We start from the raw sequence: 23247 nt of genomic DNA, 5'->3' as shown, positions 1-23247 counted from the left end.
GCATCTGACCGCCGCGGTGAGGGACGGCCTGTGGACCGGGGCCCCTGCGCGAACTCATCGCCCGTGCTGGAGAAGCCCCTCGGTGAAGTCCTCGGTAGCCGGTGCGTGCCGCGAGGTATAAGGGCACTTCCAGTCCTCCTCCGTGAACCGGCCGGAGAAGTGCCGCGCAGGCTGCTCGTATTCGTACTCGGTGAAACTCGGATTGACGGATCCGTTGTTCTTGGCTTCGCGCCTGCGGATCGCGTCCTGCATCGAGTAGAAATTCTCGCCGAGGAACATGAACTGGGCGAGGGAATTGAAGGCGATTGCCGAGGTCGTGAAGCGCCGGCTCGCCCGGGACGAACCGGGGTGCATCCCCACGACGAAGAAGGCGTGCCCGCCCGCGTGGAAGCCGAAATTGGGCCGGTCGGGGTCGGAGGACGCGCCCTTGTCCAGGCCGAAGGTCCGGCTGTCGAGGTCGTGCATGAGTTGCAGATGTCGCCAGATGAGCTCCTCGTAGGCGCGTTCGTCCACCATTCCCGGCTCGTCGAATGTCGCGACGAACGTACGGAAACTCTGACCGGACAGCAGCGGACGGACCGCCTCGACGTACTCCACGAGGTCGCGGTGATTTTCCGCCGCCGAGGCCTCGTCGCCCATTCTTCGGTAGTGCCGGTGCGTGAGGGCGCGGCGCTTCACTGCGGCGCGTGCGCCGAGACAGCTGAACTCCCGCGTCTGAATGAATCGTTCCAGTTCGGTGCGTATCGCAGTGCCGGGTTCATTCATCGTCAGACCTTGGCTTGATCCAATGCTGGCCCCATGACAGTGCGGGGTGCAGGCGCGGCCGGCAAGGCACAAACAGGACGAAGATCGAAGGGCGGAGGGCGAAGGACAATGAGTGAGGGCAAAGGGCCAGAAACGTAAGGCGCTCAGGCGATGTGGTTCGCCGGCGGGGGAGTGTGGCGGCGGCCGAAGCCGCCACCACAGGTACGTACGCGGTATGCCGTACGTACCAAGAGAGGTCGCCGAGGCCCCCCCTACGGAAGCGTGAAGAAGATCATCGGGTTGTGGTCGCTGTCCCGTACCGGCTCGTCGAGCCCCAATTCCTTCTTGACAGCGGCCAGTTGCTGGGTCACCTGAGGCGCCTTGGCCGTGGACGGCGTGAAGAACTCGATGTTCTGCTCGGCCAGCCACTTCACGATGACCGACCCTTCACTGAACGGCTTGGGGCGCCGGCCGTGGAAGACGTCGTGGACGCTGGTGGGCGTCCGCGGAGGGACGGCGGGGAACAGGTTCTCGATGTACCAGTGGGCAAAACGAGACCCGTGGTCCGCGTCGATGAAGAGGTAGTCCACCTCGGCTGGGACCTTCTCCGGGTGCTGCTGGATGTCGCCCTTCGTGAACGTCCAGCGGTCCGCGGAGAGTTCGGCCGGCACATTGCGTACCACGTTGTCGACGATGTCGAACGAGTGCAGATGGCCGATCCCGTTGTCACGGAGGGCGCTGAGGATCCACATCGTGGACCAGCCGTAGAAGGTCCCGACCTCCACCACGACTTCGGGGCGCACCTCGCGGAGGAGCAGATACGTGATCTCCGCCTCGTAGTCGTCGAGCTGCGCCTTCATCGACTTTCCACGGTCCCGGAGAAACTTCCGCTGCGCGTCACGCACCACCCGCAGGTCGTCCTGGTACTTCGCATACAGACCGCTGACGTGCTCGACAGTTATGGCTTCCATTTTTCCTCCACCGGGATATTGCGTACTGATGACAACGGACACTGATGCGGGAGATGCCAGGCGTGCTGGGGCCGCAAGGGGGCGGGACACGCAAAAGGCGCGGGGGACGCAGGAGGACGCACCGGGGGAGGGAAGGACGCGGGGGACGCCGCAGACAAGGGGCAGGCGCGTCATACCGCCTCGTGGCGGATCGGTGGAGGCGCGTACTCCGCTCGCCGAAAGACGGTGAGCGGCGCTCTTTGCACCATGACGGACGCAGGGGCCGCCCGGGGCGGCGAAGAGACCGGGGCGACGGCGAAGGCGGTGCGGCGCCGAAGCTGGGCCTTGTGCACGGGGCAACGCCGACCGGCCCGGACGCGGTTCCGAAGGGCATCGAGCCAAGATCGTCGCCATGGAGGGTGGAGTGGCCGGGACGGCATGGCAGGCTCTCCCGCAGGGGCCCCCTCCCCCACCTCGCAGCGCGCATAGCCGCCGTTCCCCCGCTCCTTGCCCCGACCGAGAACCACCCTAGTTTTTACAGCCGGTCACGACATCACCTTCAAGAACCATTGGCGCATAGCTCTCAGGTATGAGGAGCCCCCAGGAAGGCGGCCGACGTGGCCGCGCGCCCTCTCCCCTACGGCTGCCGCACAACCGCCCGCCATGCCGCGGTCACGGGCACTGGCACAGCCACAGGCACAAGCGAGGACACAGGAGAGGGCGCGCTAAAGGCACTGGAATCAACGCTCGGTGAACATTCCGGCGCGGAGCTTGGACAGCGTACGGGTGAGCAGCCGGGAGACATGCATCTGGGAGACCCCGAGCTCGGCACCGATCTGCGACTGGGTCATCTCCTGGCCGAAGCGCAGCTCGATCAGGCGCCGTTCACGTGCGTCGAGCGTCTCGAGCAGCGGAGCCAGCACATGCAGGTCTTCGACGGCTTCCAGCGCCGGGTCGTTGTCCCCCAGCACATCGACGAGGGTGCGGCGCTGCTCGGACGGGTCCGGGTCGGCGGGGGTGTCGAGCGAGCCGGCGGTGTAGCCGTTGGCGGCGACGATGCCCTCGATGACCTCGTCCTCCGACAGGTCGAGATGGGCGGCCAGTTCACGGACGGTGGGGTCGCGGTCGAGGGTGGCAGCAAGGTGCTCCTTGGCCTTGGCCAGGTCGCTGCGCAGTTCCTGGAGGCGGCGGGGCACGTGGACCGCCCAGCCGGTGTCGCGGAAGAACCGCTTGATCTCCCCGAGGATGTAGGGAACGGCGAAGGTGGAGAACTCCACTTCACGCGAGAGCTCGAACCGGTCGATGGCCTTGATCAGACCGATCGTGCCCACCTGGATGACGTCTTCCATGTCATCGCCGCGGTTGCGGTAGCGACGGGCGACATAGCGCACCATCGACATGTTCATCTCGATGAGGGTGTTACGGGCGTACTGGTACTCGTGCGTCCCCTCCTCGAGGACCTGAAGCCGCTCGAAGAACTGCTTCGACAACTCCTTTGCGTCGCGCGGGGCCACCTTCTGCGGTTGCGTCACCTCCGGCAGTACGGAGTCCGTGTCGGCGTCCCGCTGCCCGGTCGTGGTCCCGCTCACGATGGTGGTCATCTCGCCTTCCCGCGCGCCCGGCACCCGCGGACGCTGCAGCGGGCGCCTACCCCGATCTCATGCCTGCATGCCTGCGAACCGGAATCAGATCCTCTCAACGTCCAGGCGCACGAGGCGCGTGGCGCCGCGGACCCCCGCAGGAGCCGACGGATCCCCGTATCCGGCCGTATCCCGGCGTATCCCGCCGCCCCCGTACTCCAACTCCGTCGTTTGGCGGGGCAGGGCGGGGGCACGCGACAAGGGCCGCCAACGGAAGGACCTCACAATGAGCGCCAGCGAAAAGGTCAAGGCCATCGCCGAGCAGACCATCGGAAAGGTCAAGAAGGAAGCGGGACGCGCGGTCGGTAACGAGAGCGCCACCGCCGAGGGCTCCGCGAAGGAATCCCGGGGAGATCTCCGCGGAGCGAAGGAGAAGGCCAAGGACGCCTTCAAGAAGTAACCAGGCACGCTCCACGCGGGAGGGCCACTGCTTTTACGCGGTGGCCCTCCCGCACGTCCGGATATCCCGGCCCCACCACTACATCCGGATGCCCTCCTCCTTTTCGCTGATTTCGCTGCCGGCATCGGACCGGACCGGGCCGGCATCACCTCTGGCTGAGCATTCCCTTGCGGAGCTGCTTGACGATGCGGGCAAGCAGACGCGAGACGTGCATCTGGGAGACGCCGAGTACGGCTCCGATCTGGGCCTGCGTCATCTCCTGGCCGAAGCGCAGCTGGATGATGAGGCGGTCGCGGTCGCTGAGCAGCTTCAGGAGTGCGGCCAGGGTGCACCGGTCCTCGACGTGCTCCGTGGCGGGGTCGGCGGCGGCAAGGACGTCGGCGAACGAGGGACCGCCACCGTCCGGCCCCGCATCGCCGTCGCAGGACACGTTCAAGGAGATGGCCGAGTAGCCATTGGAGGCCGTGATGCCCTCGATGACCTCCTCTTCGGTGAGCTGCAGATGCCCGGCCAGCTCTTTGACGGTGGGTTCCCGGTCCAGGAGCACCGACAGCTCCTCCGTCGCCCGGGTCAGATCGGCGCGGAGCTCCTGCAGGCGCCGGGGGACGTGGACGGCCCAGCTGGTGTCGCGGAAGAACCGCTTGATCTCCCCGAGGATGTGGGGGATGGCGAAGGCCGCGAACTCCGTGCGGCGTGAGCGGTCGAACCGGTCGATGGCCTTGATCAGACCGACCGTGCCCACCTGGACGATGTCCTCGAGCTGGTCACCGTGACTTCTGTACCGCGAGGCCGCATAGCGCACCAAGGAAAGGTTCATCTCGATGAGCGTATTGCGGGTGTACTGATACTCGGGAGTGCCTTCTTCGAGTTCCCCGAGCCGATCGAAGAACAGCGGCGACAAAGCCTTGGCGTCATGGGGAGCAACGCTCCTGGCATCCTCGATGGGAGGAAGCGTGGTGGAATTTTCTCCGGCGCGCGGCGACAGCCCGTCACAGGCCCTCTGCAGCTCCCTGTCCGATACGTCCTCGAAAACCGCGTTCATGATTCACCTCCGGAATTCAGGTCGTTTGAGCACGCCCATTTCCCGAGGCTGCGGTTCGTATGCATGCCGGCCGCACAATCACCCCGCGGAGTGGCGCAGCCGGTGTACCGGAGGAGCCATCCGCGAATTTTCCTGTCCGAGTAGCACACGCCGGCCGGAAATTCCGCTGCCCCATCGGCCGGATCAGGTGCCCCAGCGCTGCCTGTATCCCTCCCGCAACGCTCCACCGATCAGATCGAGTACCTGTTGTACCGCAGTCACCATGGGCCTCGGGTCGGCGTGTTCGGCGACGGCCTGATGGCCGTCCAACAAAGCCCTTCCTCGCGCCGGGTCCGCGCTCAGCAGTCTGCGGGGCAGCCATTTGCCGATCCCCGTCCATGCACCGTGGTAAGCGGTGACCAGGTGCGCCGCCTCGCGCAGGGCGTGGTCGGCCAGGGAAAGCTGTTCGTACCGGTTGGCCGGTGGGGCGTCGGCAAGATCGTCCAGGTAACAGGTGAGGATGTAGCGACCGCGTTCCCACTCTTCCGGAGTGAGCGGGGGAGGTCCGGTCGCGATGACCGCTCGGGCCCTTTCGCGCGTTCGGGCCACATGGCCATGGGGGTCGGTCAGCAGCAGGCCTTGGTCATAGAGGAAAAGGACCGTGCCCCGGCGGCGAGCTCTGTCCCATGCGAGGAACGCGGGTATGTCCGCGACGGTGTGCAGGAACAACTCGGCCAGGAATCCGTCGTGACGGATCACTTCCCGGCGGCTGGTGTCCGAGTCCGGGAGGAGGACGGCGATGTCCAGATCGCTGGTCGGGGTCGCCCGGCCCTGAGCAGCGGACCCTCCGAGCAGGGCGCCCGCAGCGTGCGGGAAACGCTCGGTGACCAAACGTAAAGCGCGGTCCTCAACGGTCTCTTGGTCATTCATGGGCGCTCATCGTGCCAGCCCCACGCACCGGTCGCCAGGCACTGTCCGCCGGTGGGTGCAGGTCCGGCCCACCGGCGGACAGCGGCTTCACCCCATGAAACCGTCCAGGCTCGTGGCCGCACTGATCAGCGCGAGGTGGGTGAATGCCTGGGGGAAATTCCCCAGGTGGTCGCCCGTCATTCCGATCTGCTCCGCATACAGCCCGAGGTGGTTGGCGTAGGTGAACATCTTCTCCAGTGCCACCCTGGCCTCGTCGGTCCGGCCCGTGCGAGCCAGTGCCTCGACCCACCAGAACGAGCAGATCGAAAAGGTCCCCTCGGTTCCGTCCAGGCCGTCGGGAGACTCCTTCGGGTCATAGCGGAATACCAGGCTGTCCGTGACGAGACCCTTGCCGATCGCGTGCACGGTGGAGCGGAATCGCGGGTCCTTGGGCGACAGGAATTTGACCATCGGCAGCACCAGGAGCGACGCGTCCAAGATGCTCTCGGGTGGCTGTTCCGGGTCGCCGCTGAGGCGTTGGACAAAGGTCTGATCCTGGGTGCTCCAGCCTTCGTTCATGATCTGGTGGTAGATCTTGTCGCGTTCCGACATCCAGCGCCCCACGTCACCCGGCAAACCGCGCTGGCGGGCCATTCTGATCATGCGCTCCACCGCTACCCAGCACATCACCCGTGAATAGGTATGGCGCTGCTGTCCGGCGCGGGTCTCCCAGATTCCCGCATCGGGACCGTCCCAGTGCTCCAGGAGCCAGTCGAGGATGGTGCACAGATCCATCCAGCTCTCGTGGGAAATGCCGTCGCCGTGCTTGTTGAACAGATAGATGGAGTCGAACAGTTCACCGTAGATGTCCAGCTGAAGCTGGTCCGCCGCGCCGTTCCCCACACGGACGGGAGCAGACCCGCGGTAGCCCTCCCAGTGATCGAGGACCTGCTCGGGCAGCGCGGCGTCTCCATCGATGGAATAGAGCACCCGTAGCGGGCCGCGGTCCCCGTCGCGGGGCTTGCGCAAACACTCGGTGAGCCAGCTGATGAAGGCCTGTGCTTCACGGGTGAATCCCAGCCGCAGCAGGGCGTGGAGGGAAAAGGCCGCGTCGCGTATCCAGACGTAGCGATAGTCCCAATTCCTTTCACCACCGACCTGTTCGGGGAGCCCGAGGGTCGGCGCGGCGACAATGGCGCCGGTGGGCTCGTGGGTCAGGAGTTTGAGTGTCAGCGCGGAGCGGTGCACCATTTCGCGCCAGCGGCCGGTGTAGGTGGACTGGCTCAGCCACTGGCGCCAGAACCGTACGGTGGACTGGAACAGTTCCTCGGCCGCCGGCGCGTCGACCAGGTCGACGGTCGGCTCGGCGCGGGTGGGTTCGGTGGACTCCAGCACGAAGAGGGCCGACTGGCCTTCTGTCAGGTCGAATTCGCTGACCGCGTCCTGCCCCTCGGCGTGGAGGCTCACACTGGCCTGGAGCGAGAGTTCCCGTGCCTCGCTGGTAAAACGCACACCGTGCGGTTGGGATTCCACCTTGTGCGGATCCCGGCCGTAGTTCATCCGGGGTGCAATGACCGCTCGTATACGCGCGCTGCCCCGCACACTGACCACGCGTCGCACCAGCCGCTGCCGGTGATGCCGGTCGCCCTCTGCCCGTATCGGCATGAAGTCCTGGATTTCGACGATGCCGTTCTCGGTCAGCATCCGTGTCATCAGTATGTTGGTGTCGGGAAAGTAGTACTGCTGCCGCTTGGCCACCTCCCCGACGGGGCTGATGCGCCAGTGGCCGCCGTTCTGCGCGTCGAGCAGCGAGCCGAAGATGCTGGGCGAATCGAATCGCGGGGCACAGAACCAGCTGATCCCGCCGTCGGTCCCGACCAGCGCGGCTGTCCGCAGATCGCCGATCATCCCGTGTTCAGCAATGGGGAGATAGCGCTCGCTCGCGGCCCGGTCCGCCGGTGTTTGACGGTCGCTCACGCGTCACACACCCGTCGCCGTGGTCGTCCACCTACGGACTCCCGCGGAGAGAGCGTTGGGCGGCGCGGCGCCGTCAACGGCGTTCCGCCGGCCCTTCGTTATGCCGGAATTCCGCTCCGACGCGAGAAGGCTCGCCAACTGCGGGACGAACGCTGTGTCCACGTCCAGGTCCACGTCCACCTCCATGTCTGCGCCCGCCGTGTGGGCCGTGTGGTGGTCTTCCATCAACTGCCTTTCTCGGCCATACGGCGCTCTGCCCGCTGCTGCTCCACGGCAGGGGTGGCCACGGACGGGGTGCGGGCAGGCCCGGGCGTGCGGAGGGCGGAGAGCGGAGAGCTGCTGGAGACTTTTCCCAGGGCTCAGGGGGTCTTCCGGGGCCTCCTCCGGCTCCTGAGATCCTTGGGACGTGTCCGATTACAGCGGCCCCCGTCGTTCACCGATAAGCACCGCCGGGCCTGTTGACATCGTTTTACGCAGTTCTACGCCGACGGGTCGTTCACCGGTAGGTACGGGTCTCCTCGACGTCGACCACCGGAGCTCCTGGGGACGGCGGCTGGACGCGTCGCCGCTTGAGGATGCTCACATAGGCCGCCAGGCCAATCACTCCGACGACCATCATGATGAGCCCGACCAGGTCGAGATTGACGCCGGACAGGTGCCAGTCCACGGCGAACGTCAAGATGGCGCCCACCGCGATCAACCCGATGCATCCGCCGATACCCATAATCATCCTCTCCCTCCAGTAGGCATGAGCTGCTGAACTCGCGTATGCCCCGGCCGAACTCATTCATGAGTCGTGGCGGTTGCGGATGACCGGATCGCCCTGTCGGGCGCGCGGGCCCCTGCCGGGCGCGGGGCGACTGACGGGCGCGGGGCGACTGCCCGGTGCGGATGAAGGCCGTGCCCGGTGCGGATATCCGCCGTACTGCCGTGCCGGGCTCCATGGACGTCAGAGGTGCAGAGTCACACGGATGGTCTTGCCGGTCTCGGTCAGGGCGATGTCGATGGTGCGGGCCAGCCGTTGCACCAGGGGCCAGCCGTATCCGCCCGTGGCGCCAGGGTCACGAGGGGCGACAGTGATGGGGCAGTCCTCGCTTCGGTCCTCGACCGTCAGCTCCAGATGCCCTTCGACGATCCGCGCGGTGAACCCGATGAGCCCGCCGCCGTGCCGCTGGGCATTGGTGACCAGTTCCGTGGTCACCAGGAGGGCATCGACAAGGGCCAGGTCATCGACCGGGATGCCTGCATTGTGCAGCAGGTCGTGCACAAAATTGCGTGCGTCGGCCGCTCTTGCAGGTACTCCCCGCATCACGTCTTCCACCTCAATGCACCGCGCCGTGCCGACGGCGCCATCTCCCTCGTCCCGCCGGCCAGGCGGGGACGGCCGGCCGGGGCAGTTCTCCCGCACGGCAGGACGGCAATACTCTCAGGCCCCGTTTCCGACGCCACGGCGGGTAGGGACGCAAGGCGCAATGGTCGCGCGTGCCGTGTGCCGCGCCGCGCGGCACACGAAGTGGGATGCCCGGCGGGGTGTCACACCGGAGAGGACATCAGCGGGCCGGGCGAGGCGAAGGTGAGGGGAATGCTCACCGTAATGGCCTTACCGCCCGAGGTGGGAATAATGATGACGCAGTCGGTAAGTTGCTGAATCATCGGCCATCCATATCCACCGACCGCAAATTTTTCCCGCCCGACGGCCGTGGCAGGTTGCCGACGACTGCGATCGGCGACGGTCACTTCCAGGCGATCGGCCACGATTCGGGCGGAGAAGCCGGAAAGCCCGTCTCCATGGCGCTGCGCGTTGGTGACCAATTCCGAGGTGACCAGCAAGGCGTCGATCATGGAAATTTCACCGATGGCCGGACGGTGAGCGCTCAGTAGCTCCTGGACCTGGTCCCGAGCCTCCGCCGCTTCGCACACCGGGGCCTGCTGCGCACCCGTCACACCTCTCACCTCCCGCCTGACCCATCTCCACGCCGTGGAGTTCCACCGCCGCCCCACCCGAGGGCCGCGTAGAAGGCTACTTCGACGAGAGGGTTCTCCGACGGCTGCCCCGTATTCGAAGATTTATGCCCCACCTCCACGACGCGGGATGGGTGACTGCCCCGGAGGAGGAGCCAGTGGAGCCAGTGGCGGGCCGGCCACCCCGGCGACGGCCGGCCCTTTCGGCTCCGAGCATGCCTCACACAACAGGAAATCCACCGAAATATACACCCACCTGATGGAGGTAGTCAGGGCTGCTCACATGCTCGTCCCCTTCAAAGGCGGGCGCGTCCTTGATCTCTTGCCTGGTGCGGCCGACATAGACCTTCTCCTCTTCCCGGTCGATGCCGGTCACCGTGCCGGCCGGCAGCACGATGCGCCTCCCGAGGATCCAGGGGCCGGTGTCGACGACGAGGTGTGCGGAATCCACCTCATCGGAATGCTTGTCGACCTTGCCGATACTCCCGTCAACGGCTTCGACGCTGTATCCCACCAGGGTCGTGCCCGCCCGGTACCCGGAGTCGGGAAGATATCCCCAGACACTGGAACTCATGCGAAATCCCTTCGACGCGACGCGATAGCAGGCTTTACTCCGTCTCCGTTTCACCCTCTGCCAAAGAGGGAGGGAACAGTGACGGACTCTCTTTCAGCATGTCGGTCATCCCGACAGTGCTCTGCTGCCCCGAGACCTGTATCCAAAACAGTGGGTGAAACGGGCCCCGGCACCCGTTCGGCGTCATTGATCGGCAAAAGGGGCGCGGGCCGTCTTCGACAAATGGTCGGCCCCCGCGCGGCGTCGGAAGCGTCCCACCCTTCGTCGCGCCCCCCTTCTCCTCCTCCTTCGTCCCGTTCGGAGTCCCCGAGGCCATCCAGATGTCGGTGCCCGCCCGGATGCGGGTGCCGGCCCGGATGCGGATGCTCGCCCGGTTACGGATGCCCGCAGCGCCCGGCCAGTGGGCGGACGCGAGAGGAGGGCGCCCACCGGCCCGAGGGAGGCGGTACCTGCTGAGGAGGTGATGCCTGCGCGGCAGTGCGCAACAGCTTCCCCGTTCACGGGCATTCCGCTCAACGTCCCTTCATGGAGAGCCCGTTGCAGTACCTGTTCAGCACGTCACGTCATGTCATGTCACATCACGTCGAGTCCCATCAGGTCACGTCTCACCACGTCACGTCAGGTCTCATCACGTCAGGTCAGGTCACATCACGTAGCGCCGCGGCCTTCGGCCGGGCAAGCAGGCTGCGCCGACGTCACGCCGTGCCGCACCCGAGGGCGACGAGCCGCTCACGGATGTCGCGGACCAACTCGGCTTCGTGAGGGACGAGGTAGAAATGCCCCCCGGGAAACGCGCGCGCCTCACAACGGGCCGAGGTCAGCTCTGCCCATGCCCGTACTTCGTCGGGAGCCGGCTGGGGGTCATCCGTCCCGAAGTAGGTAACGACGGGGATGTCCACAGCAGGAGCCTTCGGCTCCGCCACATACGCTTCGAGCAGCCGGTAATCCGCCCGGATCGGCGGCATGAACAGCTCACGCATCTCCGGGTCTTGCAGGAGCTCCGCCCCCGGTCCGCCGTGCCGGCCGACCGTGGCGAGCAACTTCTCATCGGTGAGGTCCCCGTCGCTGAGGCGACGCAGGAGATGGGGAGCGGCCCGGCTGGAGACGAGGAGCGCCGCCGGTCCCGCCCCGCGCCCGGCGAGCAGTGCAGCAACCTCATGCGCCACGGAGGCGCCCATGCTGTGACCGAAAAATACCGTGCGGAGTGTCATCTGAGGTGCCAGCTCGTCGGCCACCCGACCGGCAAGCTCCGCCATGCTCGTAATGCCGGGTTCCGCGATGCGCTCCTCACGACCCGGATAGCACACCGCGCTCACTTCCCAATCAGCCGGGAACTTCTGCGGCCAGGAGCGGTAGAAACTCGCCGAGCCGCCGGCGTGCGGGAAGCAGACGAGCCGCAGCCGCGGGGCGGCCACCGGCCGGTAGGTGCGCAGCCACCGCGTGGCGGGCTGACCAGAGGAGAATGACATACGTAAAAGCTTAGGTGCCGACCCCGGGTACGTGCCGGACGAGATCACCTTCCCACTCAGAAGCTTTCGCAATGGCACGGCGTCATCTTCCGCTCGTCCGACCCGAGGCCCTGTTCAGCCGACTCGGCGCCCTGCCCCGGCGCCCGTCACCCCTCGGTTCCACCGCCTACGGCAGGCAGGACGGGCCTCTCGGTACATCTGGTCCCCAAGGCCGCGCCACCGAGTCGGCCATCGCCGCTTCCGGTCCCCGCACGGTGAGCGTCCAGGACCCTGTGCAGGCCAGGGCCCGGCCCCCAGTGCCCTTGGGCGTCGGCACGCTCCGGCGCCCCTGCAGCAGCAGTCCCTCCACGTACCGAATTCGGCGACCACGACCAGGGCACCGAAAACCGGGCCTGGCAACCTCGGATTCAGCCCGAAAAACAAGCACGGGACGACGAGCAACATGCACAGCGGAACCGCCACCCAGTCCCACCCCACCTGCCCCGACGCCAAAGCACCAGCCGGGCCGGTCGTCGATCCTCCACCACCGCACGGCGATGGACCAGGTAGTCCGCAATCCCTGACGACGCACAGCCTTCGCGGTACGAGTCGCCTTGACGGAGCCCTTGCCCACCACCCTGACAAGACCGCCAGGAAACGACCGGAACGACGCCACCTTGCCAAGTCCTGCCACCGAAACAGAAACAGTCGAGAACCACCTGAGAGGAACAACCAAGGAGGAACACAGGAGACGAGATGGCGTTGGACGAACCGACGTTGCGGGCTGTCGGGGCCTGGCCGGCGTGAGGGGCTGATCCGAATCAGTCCATCCCCCCGGGATCAGCCACCCCCGTTTCGAAGGCCAGGACAACCGCCTGGGTGCGATTGCCGACGCCCAACTTGGCGAGCACGTTGCCCACATGCGTCTTCACGGTCTCCAAGCTCACCACCAGCCGGGCAGCGATGTCCTGGTTGGACAGCCCGCGTGCCATCAGACGCAGCGTCTCTGTCTCGCGGCCGGTAAGCGCGGTGGTCAGAGAGGCGTCTCGTCGAACGGGCCGCACCGCGGCCATCCGGCGGACCGCGTCCGGGAACAGCACCGAGTCCCCGGCCGCCACCAACCGGATGGCGTGCGCAATCTGCTGTGACGGGGCGCGCTTGCGGATGAACCCGCTGGCTCCGGCCCGCAGGGCGTCCCAGACGTACTCGTCGTTCTCGAACGTGGTGATCACCACGACCTTCGGCGGGTCGGGCAGCGCCCGCAGCCGCCGGGTGGCCTCGATCCCGTCCACCAGCGGCATGCGCACATCCATCAGCACCACGTCCGGTCGCAGCCGGGTCACCGCGGCAACCACCTCGGCGCCGTCGTCGGCCTCCCCCACAACATCCACGTCGGGCTTGGCCGACAGCAGCGTCCGCAAGCCGGTGCGGGTCAGTTCATCGTCGTCCACGACGAGCACGGTCACGGGCGGGTCAGCATCCGGGCCCGGCACTGTGGAGGCGTTCATGACGCCGACCGTAGCGGTATCCGGACCAAGAGCCGCCACCGCGCCTCCCCCGCGTCCCGACCACCCCAACAGCCGCCACAGTTCCCGCAGTCGCCGCCGTTGCTGCAGGCCCTGCCGTCGCTGCAACCGTTCTCCAGTACCCCGGCGTGCGTAGTCCCCCTCATCAACCGCACCCGGTCCTCGATCCCCTGCACTCCCTGGCCCCCCTGCCCCCCGGTCCGCTGCCGCGGAGGTGTCCCCGAACCGACCGGATTGGTCAGCTCCAGCTCCAGCCACCCGCCCGCCACCGTCGTACGCAGCCGGATCCCGGCTTTGCCCCCGTGGCGCAGCGCATTGGTCAGCCCCTCCTGGACGACCCGGTACGCCTCCCTCGACACCGTGGTCGGCACCCGGGCCAGGTCGCCCTGAACCTGCACTGTCAATTGCGCGCCGGCTCCACGGACTCGCTCCACCAGAGCATCGAGATCCGCGAGGGTCGGCCGGGGCACTGTGGACGGCCGTTCCTCCCGCAGCATGCCAAGCACGTGATCAAGATCGTCCATGGCGGCCCGTGATGTCTCCTCAATGCTGGTCAGGGCGCGCCTGGCTCCCGCCGGGTCACTGTCCATCAGCTCCACGGCCACCGCCGCCTGAATCGTGGACGCCGTCAGGGTGTGGCCGATCGAGTCGTGCAACTCCTGTGCCAGCCGATTCCGTTGTGCCAACAGGTTCATCCGCTCCTCGGCGGCGGCCAGCCGCTCGCCGGGCCGATGGCCGAGGAGCACCGGCGCGAGCCGTCGAAGGAGCACCGCGCCGCCGAGCGTGACCCCGGCCGCAAGCGCCAGACATCCCACGGCCGGCAACAACGTCCACATGCCCCGCCAGCCCTCCCCGATCCAAAGGGACAATCCGAAGACGGTCATGCGCTCCTCACGGCCCAGCCAGACCGAGGGAAACGCCACGGCTCCGAACACTGCAAGGCACGAGACTGCTGTCACCATCCCACCGAGCACCATGTGCGGCACCAGCCACACCGCGGTGCGCAGCCGGTTGACCCAGCGCGGCGCCGTCGTGTCCACCGGCGCGGGCAGACCGGCCCCCAACAGCCCGTTGGCCAGCCGCACGCTCGCGCGCCTGGCCGACAGCGGCGCGCCCATGGCCACCGTCACCACGGCGAACGCACACACGAAGCCCAGCACCCGCAGCCCCGCCGACCACCTCGGCGGCGCGAACAGCAGCGCCGCCGTCAGCGGCGGCAGGCTCAAGGCCGCGCCAAGGACCGCATACACCCAGTGCCGGAACCCAGCCCCGCACGAAAGCGGGCGAATTGATTTATCCACGGCCGGACCGTACCCCGGCACCTCCCCCGGCCGCCTCCCCCGAAAGCGCCAGAACGCACCCCGAGCTAGGGGGACCCAGCATTCGCTCTCGACAGCGATGCGAAGCCCCTCCGCCTGATGTGAGAGTTGAGTTGAGAGTCCGCCACAAAAAAATTGATAGGAAGAAGAAAACCCCCGCAAGGGCCGCACTCCGAACCCGGGTGGCGGGCCCTCCCCCACCTGTCTCCCTCTCGAAAAGACGAAAGAAAAACGCCCGTGCTCGCCAACCACGGGCGAGGAATTCTGCTGAACGAGCTACCTCGAACCGCGCCTTTTCGGCGGCCGTACGGTGCCGTCCATCATCGCCCCAGGGCTGATATGAGTCGTGTGGCACTTTCCGCTGGCCTTCAGCGGCTACGTCGAGTTCACGAATGTGGAGATCGGCCTGGCGGTGTGGGCCCTGTCCTTCCAGCTCCAGGAGATCATTCTCATGTGGCTGTACCAGCGCAGCGGCAGCGTCTGGGTCGCGAGCCTGGCCCACGCCGGAAGCAACATGGTCCTCTTCCTGATCCTCAGCGAAACCCTGGACGGAAGAAGAGACTTGCCGGATCAGTGGGTTGCGCGCAAGCGGGCCATGGTGGCTCCATCAGACGACGTGATCCCGGCCGGACGACGGCCAGGAATCCATCACGCTCAACACACGTCTGTACTAATGTTGTTCATGCTGCGCACCTTCCCGGAGGGTACGTCGGCGGTGTTCGGTCCGATCCTCGGCTGTGACTGACGAGTGGTTTCCACCGCGTACTGAACGTGGTGTGAGTGCGGATGCCCGGTAGGGCGATCCCTGCCGCTTCCAGCTCATGCCAAGGAGTGGTGACACATGAACCCCGTTGAGTACAAGCCTGCACGTCGTAACCGGGTTCGCGAGATCCTGGTCGACGTCGCTGTCAGTGTCATCGCCAATTTCGTGGTGGCGGCCCTGACCGCGGCAGCTGGCCTGTTCTTCTGACACAGGCATGTGGCGGGCCCGGAGAGCCCGCCACTCCGCATTGTCGACTTGGTCAGTCAGAACAGCCGCAGATCCGACTCCTGTGTACCCGGCCTGCTCCGATTCCTGCGGGATCGCCTTCCCCTCCGGGGCCGCGGCAGGTGCGGAATGCGTGCCTCAGACGGCAGGTTCTCCCAGGTGGGGCGCAGCCCGTGGATCTGGAGCTCACCGACGAGTTCCTTCAGGTAGGCCCGCGTCTCCTCATCCGTGGAGTAGAGCACGGTCGCACGGCTGGCCCGGGTCATCAGCACGTGGTAGGCATGTCGCACGAGCCTGGCGAACTCCTCGTCATCGACACTTCCGGCTCTCACCTTCGGGTCGAACGAGCCGGGTACGTCAACGCGCTTGACGCCCGGTTCCAGGCCCTTGCGCTCCTTGCCCCGGCGGAACACCCATCGGCCGTCGCGGCGCACCATGTCCTCACCCATGATCACGCCGCACCAGTCCCACTCGAGGCCCTGTGCCGTGTAGACACATCCGATCTGGTCGAGGCCGTTCTCATGCACGGACCAGATCTTCGACGGCGGTGCGTCGTTCTGGCAGAACGTGTCACTGTCCGCGTTCCACGCCCTGTGCCAGTCACCGATACGGACGTCGGCCTCCAACCGTTTCTCCTTGCCGAGCGGCTTCGTCCAGGGCCAGCAGTAGCCCGCAACCATGCGTGCGGAGGCGCCGGCCAGGGCTTCGGAGCGAATGATGCGTTCGAGTTCCTCCGGGGTATCCGCCACTTCGACGTGCATCAGACCGTCCGGTGTCCACTGCTCCGGCGCGCCATCCGTCACCCCGAGGGCGGCGCGCACCCAGCGGATGTAGGCGTCGCTGCCACCGCACCGGAACTGCTCCTGGAGGCCGTATCGCACGAGTCGTGCGTCGTGTCGTTCCGCCGCGTCCTCGATCAGACCGACGGTGCCCACCTCATTCGGCCGCACGGACTGGCCCTCGTCCAGGAAGAACACCGTCAGGCGGGAGGCGTCGAGAAGCTCGTCCACCTGCGGTTGGGTGCCCTGCTGTTCGGGCTTCCAGAAACGGTTGGTCGAGCGGTCCCGCAGGCGGTGCGCTTCATCGCAGAGCAGCACGTCCAGTGGCGGGTCCGGCGGGGTGACGAAGCTGCTGAAGTAGGTGAAGCTCTCCCTGAACTGCCGGTCGCCGTAGCCAACGTGTTCCTGGATCGCGCCGTTGAACGCCCTGCTGCCGCTGGCATACTTGACCGTCCGGCCCTGGGCCTCCAACTCCGCTTTGATCTGAAGGCCGATGGCGCTTTTGCCGGTGCCGGCGCCACCGGTCACCAAGAAGACCACACGCCGTTCGTCCGGGACGAGGGCGGGACGCTGCGGGTCCGGGAGGGCTTGACCAGCGGTTTCCAGGATCTGGTCAGCGACCGTCTTCTGCCGACCGCGCAGCGTGAAGACGGTGTCGTCTCCACGGGAACGAATCATGGCATCAAGCAGAGGCGTGTTGCGCAGCCCCATGCTCCGCAGGAGCATCTCGGCCGCGGAGGCGCCTCCTTCCTCTGCGAAGTTCCTCCGGAGATCGCACAGCAGCTCTTCGCGCCGGTCGTTCGTGTACACCTGCGCATAGGCGCCGGTCGGCGCATCCACGTCGATCAGCGCCCGCACGGACGCCTCGGTGGCGTTGTGCAGGTAAGCGAATCCGCCGCATTCGAATTCGAGCCCGTTCAGCGGCCCACTGCTGCTCGTGAAAGCCTCGTAATATTCACGCAGCTGGACGGCAGGGTGTTTCTTCCTGCCCATCCCCGGTACGTGCACCAGCTCCGCGGTGGCCTCTTCCACCCTGGTCACCATCGACCAACGCTTCAGCTCGACCAGTTGTACGGACAGTCGACGCTCCTGCGGATGATGGCCCACGAGAACGACATCGATGAGTCGGGGCTCACCCGGCCGTTCGGCCTCGTCGAGCGTGGCAGCGCACTCGACGATCATCTCCACCTTCCCGCGACCGGCGGCGACCAGGTCATTGGCAAGGCTCACCAGGCTTTCCGCCCACGCGGAACGTTCCGTCAGCGAGGCCTCGGCCCCACGGAAGTGTCGCCATCGGGCGGCGAGATGCGGCACCATACAACGCCTTGCATTCAACGTAAGCAAATCTTCAGCCGCCAACTTCAGCAGCAGCATCGACACGAGGTGGTTCCCCCTGGGCACGAGTGACTCGTGCGGGTGGGGGCATGTCCTCGTGGGAAGCCCGTCGGGCCGCAACCGGTACCGGAAATCTTAGGGATGCGGCCGCTTACCGGGAAACTGGGCACCGCTGTCGGCCATGACCGCAGGCATTGTGGCCGGATCACGCCGTCAGGGGCGTGAGGCCTGTTCTGGACGGTGGCCGCAAGGGGCCTTCTACCAGCTGCGTGAGGCCGGCGATGCCCGGTGGCAAGCGGAAGTCATGGAGCGCCGAGTACCCCAGAGGGCATGCAGATCCCGAGGGCTCCGGGTAGTGGGTCGGCATACGCCGCGATGCCGAGCGAGAGGGCCCTTTTCGGCCCTCTCCTGCCAGGCTTGCCGTCCTGCGTTCAGCCCACGGTGTGTTCCCGTTCCAGACAGCCACCCACCAGTCCCCGCAGCTTCTCCCGGGTCTCCGGATCCGGTGAGTAAACGATCGTGCCGATCATTCCTCGGGTCAGCAGCACCTTGTAGGTGTTGCGGATGAGTCGGTCCACATCGGACTCCGGGGTGGACTTCTTGAAGACCGGGTCCTTGGACGCCGTGCGGTCCGTGACCCATCGGTCGCCGCGCCAGACCAGGTCTGGGCCGATGATGACACCGGACCAGTCGTATTCGAAGCCCTGAGCGGTGTAGACGCAGCCGATCTGTCCGAAGCCCGCAGGATCAGTGGCCCACAGGGCGGACGGAGGCGCGCCGGACACGGAGCGGTCGCCTCGCAGGTTCCAGGGGCGGGCCCAGTCTCCGATGACGACGTCAGCCGGCAGTGGAGCGCCGGGCCTGGGTTCCGGGGACCAACGCCAGCAGTAGCCGGCGGACATACGGGCGCTGTTGTTCTGGTTCCGGCGGGCGTCGAGGAAGGCTTCCATCTCGCGCGGACTGTCGGCGACCAGCAGCCGCATGCGATCGTCCGGCTCCCACGGCACCGGGCCGCCGGGCTCCAGGCCGAGTAGCCGCACTACCCAGCGCAGATAGGCATCGCTGCCGCCGCAACGGAACTGGCTCTCCAGCGGCACGACCTGGCAGTCCAGGCCCCTGGCTGCCGCAACCGCCTTGATTTCCTCCAAGGTGCCCATCTCGCCGGGTCGCACCACCTGGTGCTCGTCCAGGAGGAAGACGGGGACATGGGCGACGTCGATGAGTTCGTCGATCTGCCGCCTGCCGGTGCGGCGGGCCGCGGGCGTGTAGCGATTGGCGGAGGTCTCACGGATGCGGTGGGCCTCGTCACAGATCAGGACATCGAGGCTGTTGTCCTCTGTGGCCATGAAGCTGTTGAAGTACTTGAACAGCTCCTGCACCTCGCGCTTACGGGCACCCGCGACCTTCCGCATCGTCTTGGTGAAGGACTGGGAACCAGTGGCGTGCAGGGCCGGAACGCCCTGCCGGTACAGCTCGCCGAGCAGGGAAAGCGCGATGATGCTCTTACCCGTGCCAGGACCGCCGGTGACGACCACGATCTCCTTGTGGTCGGACCGCTTCGCCCTGCGCACAGCGTTGAGCACGCATCGGTACGCGACCTGTTGTTCGTCGAGAAGGACGAACTGCTCACGTTCACGTACCTCTTGGGCCGCGACTGCCATCAACTGCTTCGAGGGGACGGTCTTACCCGCCTGCAGTTCGTCGGCGGCGCCGGCGCCCGGGTGCTTGTCGCTGAGCCTGGCGCGGAGGTGATCCAGGAATTCTCCCCGCCGATCACCGGTGAACAGCTGACTGCGGTCGTCGAGCCCTATCGCGCGCAGACCACTGACGCCGGCCTCGGTGGCGTTGTGGAGAAACGCCACTCCGCTGATACGGCCGGGGTGCTCGGCCACCGCCCCATTGAAGTTCACCAGGTACTCGCAGTAGCGCCGTACCTGCTCTATGGGGTTGAGGACCGGATGTGCGTACGCGTCGATACGGCACAGAACCGGGTCGTCCTCATCAGGTACGGCCTGGCTCCACTGCTTCAGCTCCACTACGACGTATGACGATTCCCCTGTCACCGGATGCACTCCGGCGAGCACGACGTCGGCGCGTTTACTGTTCAGCGGAAGTGCGTACTCCAGCATGACCTCCACGTCCCCCAGGCCCGCGTCGTTGAGCGCGGTGGCCAGAACGGGGATGCTGCGCTCCCAGGAACGCACCTCCGAGGTGGTGGGCCGGTAGCCGTGCATGTGGACGAACTGGTCGGTGGGGTGCGGGAACAGCGAACCGTCGAGTGCCATGACAGCGACCGTTTTCGCGGACGCGCGGAACAGCAAGGACTTCCCCCAGGCAGCACGAAATGACTCGTGCGGGTGGGGGCGTGTCCTTCGAGACTCCACCGCGGTGGAGCGGAAGCCCGTCGGGCCGCGTTGACGATGTGTCCGAGGGTACCTGGCGGCACTGACAGCCGTGCCGGTGACCACAGGGGCATCAGGGACACCACCCGGTCAGCCCGTGGTCAGTGACCGCGCGCCACCCAGTCCGGCCCGGCGGTGGTCGGATCCTCCAGGAGTACATCGGCGACCCGTTCCTGACCCGGAGATGCCGTGATCGGTCCCCCAAAGGAGCGCCGCTTCGCCCACCGCCTCCAAGAGACAGTGCCGGCGCACACCGAGCGCGTCCGTGGCGCCCCGCCTGGGAGCCGCGCACCACTGCGCTCACCACCGTGCTCGCCGACGCCGACGCCGAAGCGACAACGCAACCACCATCCTCCACCAGGCAGTCGGCCAGCGCACCCTCGACGGCGCACCAGCCTCGCCCGTGCGTTGAGCCGGCGCATTCCGCTGCCTCGGTCGGCACCACGCCCCGTCCCCGAACAGCAGCTCCAATGCCCCCGGTGGGAGCAATCGGCCGCGCCGCCGACATTCATAGGAGGTAGCCGGGTCACCCCACTTCAAACCTTGCTGCATGGCCTGGTATTCAGCGCTGTCTCACACTGCTCACGCAGGCCGAGAAGGCTCCGACCCGCACCCGACGTGGGGGCGCACCTCATCTTGCGCCATTTCGGTTACGCCCTGTCGCCCCCACGACTACTGTCCGCTGATATCCGTTACTGAGAGAGCCTCCAAGAGCCCCCTCGCCCTTCACCTCCTCACCCTCCAGGAGTCCGACGTGAGTGGCCACCCCTCGTTCCCCACCCCCAGGCCGGCCCCAGCAAAGGCCATGACCGCGCCTGAGATCGACGAAGCCTTGTCCGCGTTGGCACGTTGCTCAGCCGTCCTCCTCAAGGAGTCGCAAGCCGAGCAGCAACGCATGGAGGGGCTGAACGAGCTCAACGAAGCCGGCATCCAGCAGCACGCCAACGGCCAGGGATCGCAGTACGACGCGGAGTACACGCTCCTCTCCGTCCGTCTGGGGCTGGCCATCCGGTGCGCGAAGGCACACCGGGACGCCGCGCATGAATTCGTCTGCTGGTGGGTGGACACAGCCGTGACGGCATGGAAATCCGCGGTCCACGGGACACCCATGCCATACGCACGCCTGGGCGCGGCCGCACCGGACACCCTGATGCTCGAAGACGACCTGGCGGTCCTGCCTGGCGTGGACGAGCAGGCGCGGAAGCTGCTGGAGCTGGGCTCCTTTCTGGGCGCACCCCAGCCGGGCGCGGTCCCCGGCAACGGCGATGACCTCGCCACCATGATCACCGACCTGGCAGCCCGCTCCGGCCTGTCCATTCGACGGAACGACACAGGCGCTGTCGAAGTGGTGGACGACGACGATCCGGAGGCGCGGCGCCGTCGTCTCTGGGGAGACTGCTGGCTTGAGCTCGGCATCCCGGCGCTTCCCGGCCTCGGCAGCGAACTCGACGCCCTCCTCGTCCGCGCCCCGAGCGAAACCGCGGACCGCCTATTGCACGTGACCCGGGCAGTCGTCAGTGCTGCCATGGCCAGACTGCGTATGTCGGAGTTGGAAGACACCGGGGCGCGCTGGACACCGGCGGAGATCGACGAGTATGACCAACTCTCCGCTCAGCATGACCGTTTGACGCATCTCCTCGCTGACTACGCGCAAGCCGTCACCGAGAGCCTGCCCGATATGCGGGCCTAAAGGTCGTCCCGTAACTGCTGGCGTGGTTCCGCGTTGGTTCCGTCATGGGTGGGGTGATCTCGGCGAGTGATCCGATGTGGATCGAGCCGTTCTCAGGACTGAGCGAGTCGCAGTTCCGCAAGCTGGTCGCGTTGGTCCGCCGACGTGGTGGTGACGTCCAGCGCGGCCGGCCGTGGCGGCTCGGCCTGGACGATCGGGTGCTGTTTGTGGCCACCTACTGGCGGACCAACCTGACGTTGCGGCAGGTTGCGCCGCTGTTCGGGATTTCGAAGTCCGCCGCGGACCGGGTGCTGGACCACCTCGCGCCGTTGCCGGCGATCTCACCCGCACGCCGTCCGCGGCAGGACACCGTGCTGATCGTCGACGGCACCCTCGTGCCGACCCGGGATCGTACGATCGCAGCCTCCAGCAAGAACTACCGCTACTCCACCGACCAGCAGGTCGTGATCGACGGCAACAGCCGACTTGTGGTCGCGGTCGGCCTGCCGCTGCCCGGCAACCGCAACGAATGCCGAGCCTTCACCGAGTCGGGCGTCGACCGTGCCTGCCGGGACGCACCGGTCCTGGCCGACGGCGGCTACCAGGGCACCGGGGCGCTCATCCCGCACCGACGCCGTCGCGGCCAGGAACACTTCACCCCGAGCAGGAAACCGACAACGCCGTCCACCGCAGGGCCCGCGCCCGGGTCGAACACGTCTTCTCGCGGATGAAGAGCTGGAAGATCCTCCGCGACTGTCGCCTACGCGGAACCGAGGTGCACCACGCCATGCTCGGCGTCGCGCGGCTCCACAACCTCGCACTCAGCGGATGAGCTGGTCCCACCTCACCGTGAACTCCTCACATCCGTCCAGCGTCGTGACGCCGTGCGGCGAGGTGGAGACCGTCACGCCCCCGTCCCCGGCCATCGCCTCGGCGTCGCCCTGGACCACGCACGCCACCGTGACCTCGACGGGGTAGTCGGAATCGGGGGTCAGCTCACCGAACTGCGCGAACATCACGCACTTGTCGATCAGCGACCAGGACTGTCCCGCAGCATCGATGAACCGGACCTCGACGATGCCGGGGAACGGCTCGTCGTCCACCCACCGCACAGCTTCACAGCGCAGCTCAAGCACTCAGGCTCCCCATCCCGGACTCGCTCCAGCGCGGCAACGACCGCCAGCATGCCCGAGGCCAACATCGACTTACGGGACAGCCTTTAGTGGAATGATCAGGGCGACCCTGGCGGTGCGCACTGACTGCCATCGTGCCGGTCGGCGGTAAGCGCGGTGCTCAGCACGCTGGACTGGGTATTCGGGGGCCGCCGGAGAAAGCGCCGTTCGGGGGCTTTCCGTCTCAGCCACTGGGTACGCAGGCGGCCCGGCCCTTGATGAGCCTGATGAAGACCAGCGCCTCGCGCTGAACCGGTGGGCCTCCAGGGCGGGGGGCAGAGCCGAACGGCCCCAGAACGCGAGAAAGCCCCTCGGGAAGTGTCATTCCCGAGGGGCTTTATCAAAATTTGTTCGGCGGCGTCCTACTCTCCCACAGGGTCCCCCCTGCAGTACCATCGGCGCTGAAAGGCTTAGCTTCCGGGTTCGGAATGT

The 23247-nt window shown here is 66.8% G+C and carries 20 protein-coding genes, 1 rRNA gene and 1 pseudogene; 5 read left to right on the top strand and 17 right to left on the bottom strand.

Annotation, left to right across the window (positions count from 1 at the left end; all coding sequences use genetic code 11):
- Positions 1 to 54 precede the first annotated feature (54 nt).
- From gntA to ABZ851_RS26165, 3 genes are all read right to left on the bottom strand, one after another.
- On the bottom strand, positions 55 to 765 hold the full coding sequence (gntA, locus tag ABZ851_RS26175) for a guanitoxin biosynthesis heme-dependent pre-guanitoxin N-hydroxylase GntA (protein WP_361132083.1): 711 nt from the start codon (positions 763 to 765) through the stop codon (positions 55 to 57).
- A 251-nt stretch (positions 766 to 1016) separates the two neighbouring features.
- The gene (locus ABZ851_RS26170; RefSeq protein WP_361132080.1) at positions 1017 to 1715 is read right to left on the bottom strand and encodes a class I SAM-dependent methyltransferase; all 699 of its coding nucleotides are present in this window, start codon (positions 1713 to 1715) and stop codon (positions 1017 to 1019) included.
- Between the two features lie 719 nt (positions 1716 to 2434).
- Positions 2435 to 3295 (bottom strand): RNA polymerase sigma factor SigF, encoded by an 861-nt coding sequence (locus ABZ851_RS26165; RefSeq protein WP_088800481.1) that lies wholly within the window; start codon positions 3293 to 3295, stop codon positions 2435 to 2437.
- Positions 3296 to 3560: 265 nt separating this feature from the next.
- Between ABZ851_RS26165 and ABZ851_RS26160 the strand changes: the two genes are divergently transcribed.
- A complete protein-coding gene (locus ABZ851_RS26160) occupies positions 3561 to 3734 on the top strand; it encodes a CsbD family protein (protein ID WP_311624534.1) in 174 nt (57 codons plus the stop codon).
- Between the two features lie 145 nt (positions 3735 to 3879).
- Here the strand turns inward: ABZ851_RS26160 and ABZ851_RS26155 are convergent, their stop codons facing one another.
- The 10 genes from ABZ851_RS26155 to ABZ851_RS26110 all read right to left on the bottom strand — a co-directional run bounded on the left by ABZ851_RS26155 (position 3880) and on the right by ABZ851_RS26110 (position 14473).
- Complete coding sequence (locus ABZ851_RS26155; protein ID WP_361132075.1) at positions 3880 to 4776, bottom strand: SigB/SigF/SigG family RNA polymerase sigma factor; 897 nt, start codon at positions 4774 to 4776, stop codon at positions 3880 to 3882.
- Between the two features lie 183 nt (positions 4777 to 4959).
- Complete coding sequence (locus ABZ851_RS26150; protein WP_361132072.1) at positions 4960 to 5685, bottom strand: nucleotidyltransferase domain-containing protein; 726 nt, start codon at positions 5683 to 5685, stop codon at positions 4960 to 4962.
- 87 nt (positions 5686 to 5772) lie between these two features.
- On the bottom strand, positions 5773 to 7641 hold the full coding sequence (locus ABZ851_RS26145) for a glycoside hydrolase family 15 protein (protein ID WP_361132069.1): 1869 nt from the start codon (positions 7639 to 7641) through the stop codon (positions 5773 to 5775).
- Between the two features lie 496 nt (positions 7642 to 8137).
- Positions 8138 to 8365, bottom strand: coding sequence for a DUF6458 family protein (locus ABZ851_RS26140; RefSeq protein ID WP_336052840.1), 228 nt, complete (start codon positions 8363 to 8365; stop codon positions 8138 to 8140).
- 225 nt (positions 8366 to 8590) lie between these two features.
- Positions 8591 to 8950, bottom strand: a complete 360-nt coding sequence (locus ABZ851_RS26135; RefSeq protein ID WP_361132066.1) for an ATP-binding protein — start codon at positions 8948 to 8950, stop codon at positions 8591 to 8593.
- Positions 8951 to 9174: 224 nt separating this feature from the next.
- Positions 9175 to 9585, bottom strand: a complete 411-nt coding sequence (locus tag ABZ851_RS26130) for an ATP-binding protein (RefSeq protein ID WP_361132064.1) — start codon at positions 9583 to 9585, stop codon at positions 9175 to 9177.
- Between the two features lie 238 nt (positions 9586 to 9823).
- On the bottom strand, positions 9824 to 10177 hold the full coding sequence (locus ABZ851_RS26125; RefSeq protein WP_361132062.1) for a PRC-barrel domain containing protein: 354 nt from the start codon (positions 10175 to 10177) through the stop codon (positions 9824 to 9826).
- Between the two features lie 695 nt (positions 10178 to 10872).
- A complete protein-coding gene (locus ABZ851_RS26120) occupies positions 10873 to 11646 on the bottom strand; it encodes an alpha/beta fold hydrolase (protein ID WP_361132059.1) in 774 nt (257 codons plus the stop codon).
- An 800-nt stretch (positions 11647 to 12446) separates the two neighbouring features.
- A complete protein-coding gene (locus ABZ851_RS26115; protein ID WP_336052771.1) occupies positions 12447 to 13133 on the bottom strand; it encodes a response regulator transcription factor in 687 nt (228 codons plus the stop codon).
- Positions 13130 to 14473 carry a histidine kinase gene (locus ABZ851_RS26110; RefSeq protein ID WP_361132056.1) on the bottom strand — a complete coding sequence of 448 codons (1344 nt, stop codon included), beginning with the start codon at positions 14471 to 14473 and terminating at the stop codon, positions 13130 to 13132. Before ABZ851_RS26110 ends, ABZ851_RS26115 begins: the two co-directional genes overlap by 4 nt.
- Before the next feature lie 343 nt (positions 14474 to 14816).
- On the opposite strand from ABZ851_RS26110, the gene ABZ851_RS26105 reads away from it, so the two are divergent.
- Complete coding sequence (locus ABZ851_RS26105; protein ID WP_361132053.1) at positions 14817 to 15215, top strand: hypothetical protein; 399 nt, start codon at positions 14817 to 14819, stop codon at positions 15213 to 15215.
- Between the two features lie 96 nt (positions 15216 to 15311).
- Positions 15312 to 15440 carry a DUF6408 family protein gene (locus tag ABZ851_RS26100; RefSeq protein ID WP_336052767.1) on the top strand — a complete coding sequence of 43 codons (129 nt, stop codon included), beginning with the start codon at positions 15312 to 15314 and terminating at the stop codon, positions 15438 to 15440.
- 56 nt (positions 15441 to 15496) lie between these two features.
- Here ABZ851_RS26100 and ABZ851_RS26095 read toward each other — a convergent pair whose 3' ends face one another.
- Both ABZ851_RS26095 and ABZ851_RS26090 read right to left on the bottom strand, forming a co-directional pair.
- Positions 15497 to 17611 carry a DUF2075 domain-containing protein gene (locus ABZ851_RS26095; protein ID WP_361132399.1) on the bottom strand — a complete coding sequence of 705 codons (2115 nt, stop codon included), beginning with the start codon at positions 17609 to 17611 and terminating at the stop codon, positions 15497 to 15499.
- A 392-nt stretch (positions 17612 to 18003) separates the two neighbouring features.
- Positions 18004 to 19893 (bottom strand): DUF2075 domain-containing protein, encoded by a 1890-nt coding sequence (locus ABZ851_RS26090; protein ID WP_361132050.1) that lies wholly within the window; start codon positions 19891 to 19893, stop codon positions 18004 to 18006.
- Between the two features lie 886 nt (positions 19894 to 20779).
- Here ABZ851_RS26090 and ABZ851_RS26085 point away from each other — a divergent pair.
- Positions 20780 to 21664, top strand: a complete 885-nt coding sequence (locus ABZ851_RS26085) for a hypothetical protein (protein WP_361132047.1) — start codon at positions 20780 to 20782, stop codon at positions 21662 to 21664.
- Positions 21665 to 21708: 44 nt separating this feature from the next.
- Positions 21709 to 22475, top strand: a pseudogene (locus ABZ851_RS26080) (transposase).
- Here the strand turns inward: ABZ851_RS26080 and ABZ851_RS26075 are convergent.
- Both ABZ851_RS26075 and rrf read right to left on the bottom strand, forming a co-directional pair.
- Complete coding sequence (locus tag ABZ851_RS26075) at positions 22465 to 22779, bottom strand: hypothetical protein (protein WP_361132044.1); 315 nt, start codon at positions 22777 to 22779, stop codon at positions 22465 to 22467. The pseudogene ABZ851_RS26080 and the gene ABZ851_RS26075 sit on opposite strands and share 11 nt — an antisense overlap.
- Positions 22780 to 23164: 385 nt before the next feature.
- Positions 23165 to 23247, bottom strand: a 5S ribosomal RNA gene (gene rrf / locus ABZ851_RS26070); the annotation flags it as partial.

Source organism: Streptomyces sp. NPDC047049, from assembly GCF_040643995.1.
GTDB lineage: Bacteria > Actinomycetota > Actinomycetes > Streptomycetales > Streptomycetaceae > Streptomyces > Streptomyces mooreae.
The sequence above is the reverse complement of the archived record's forward strand: the minus strand, read 5'-3'. Positions and strand labels throughout refer to the sequence as shown.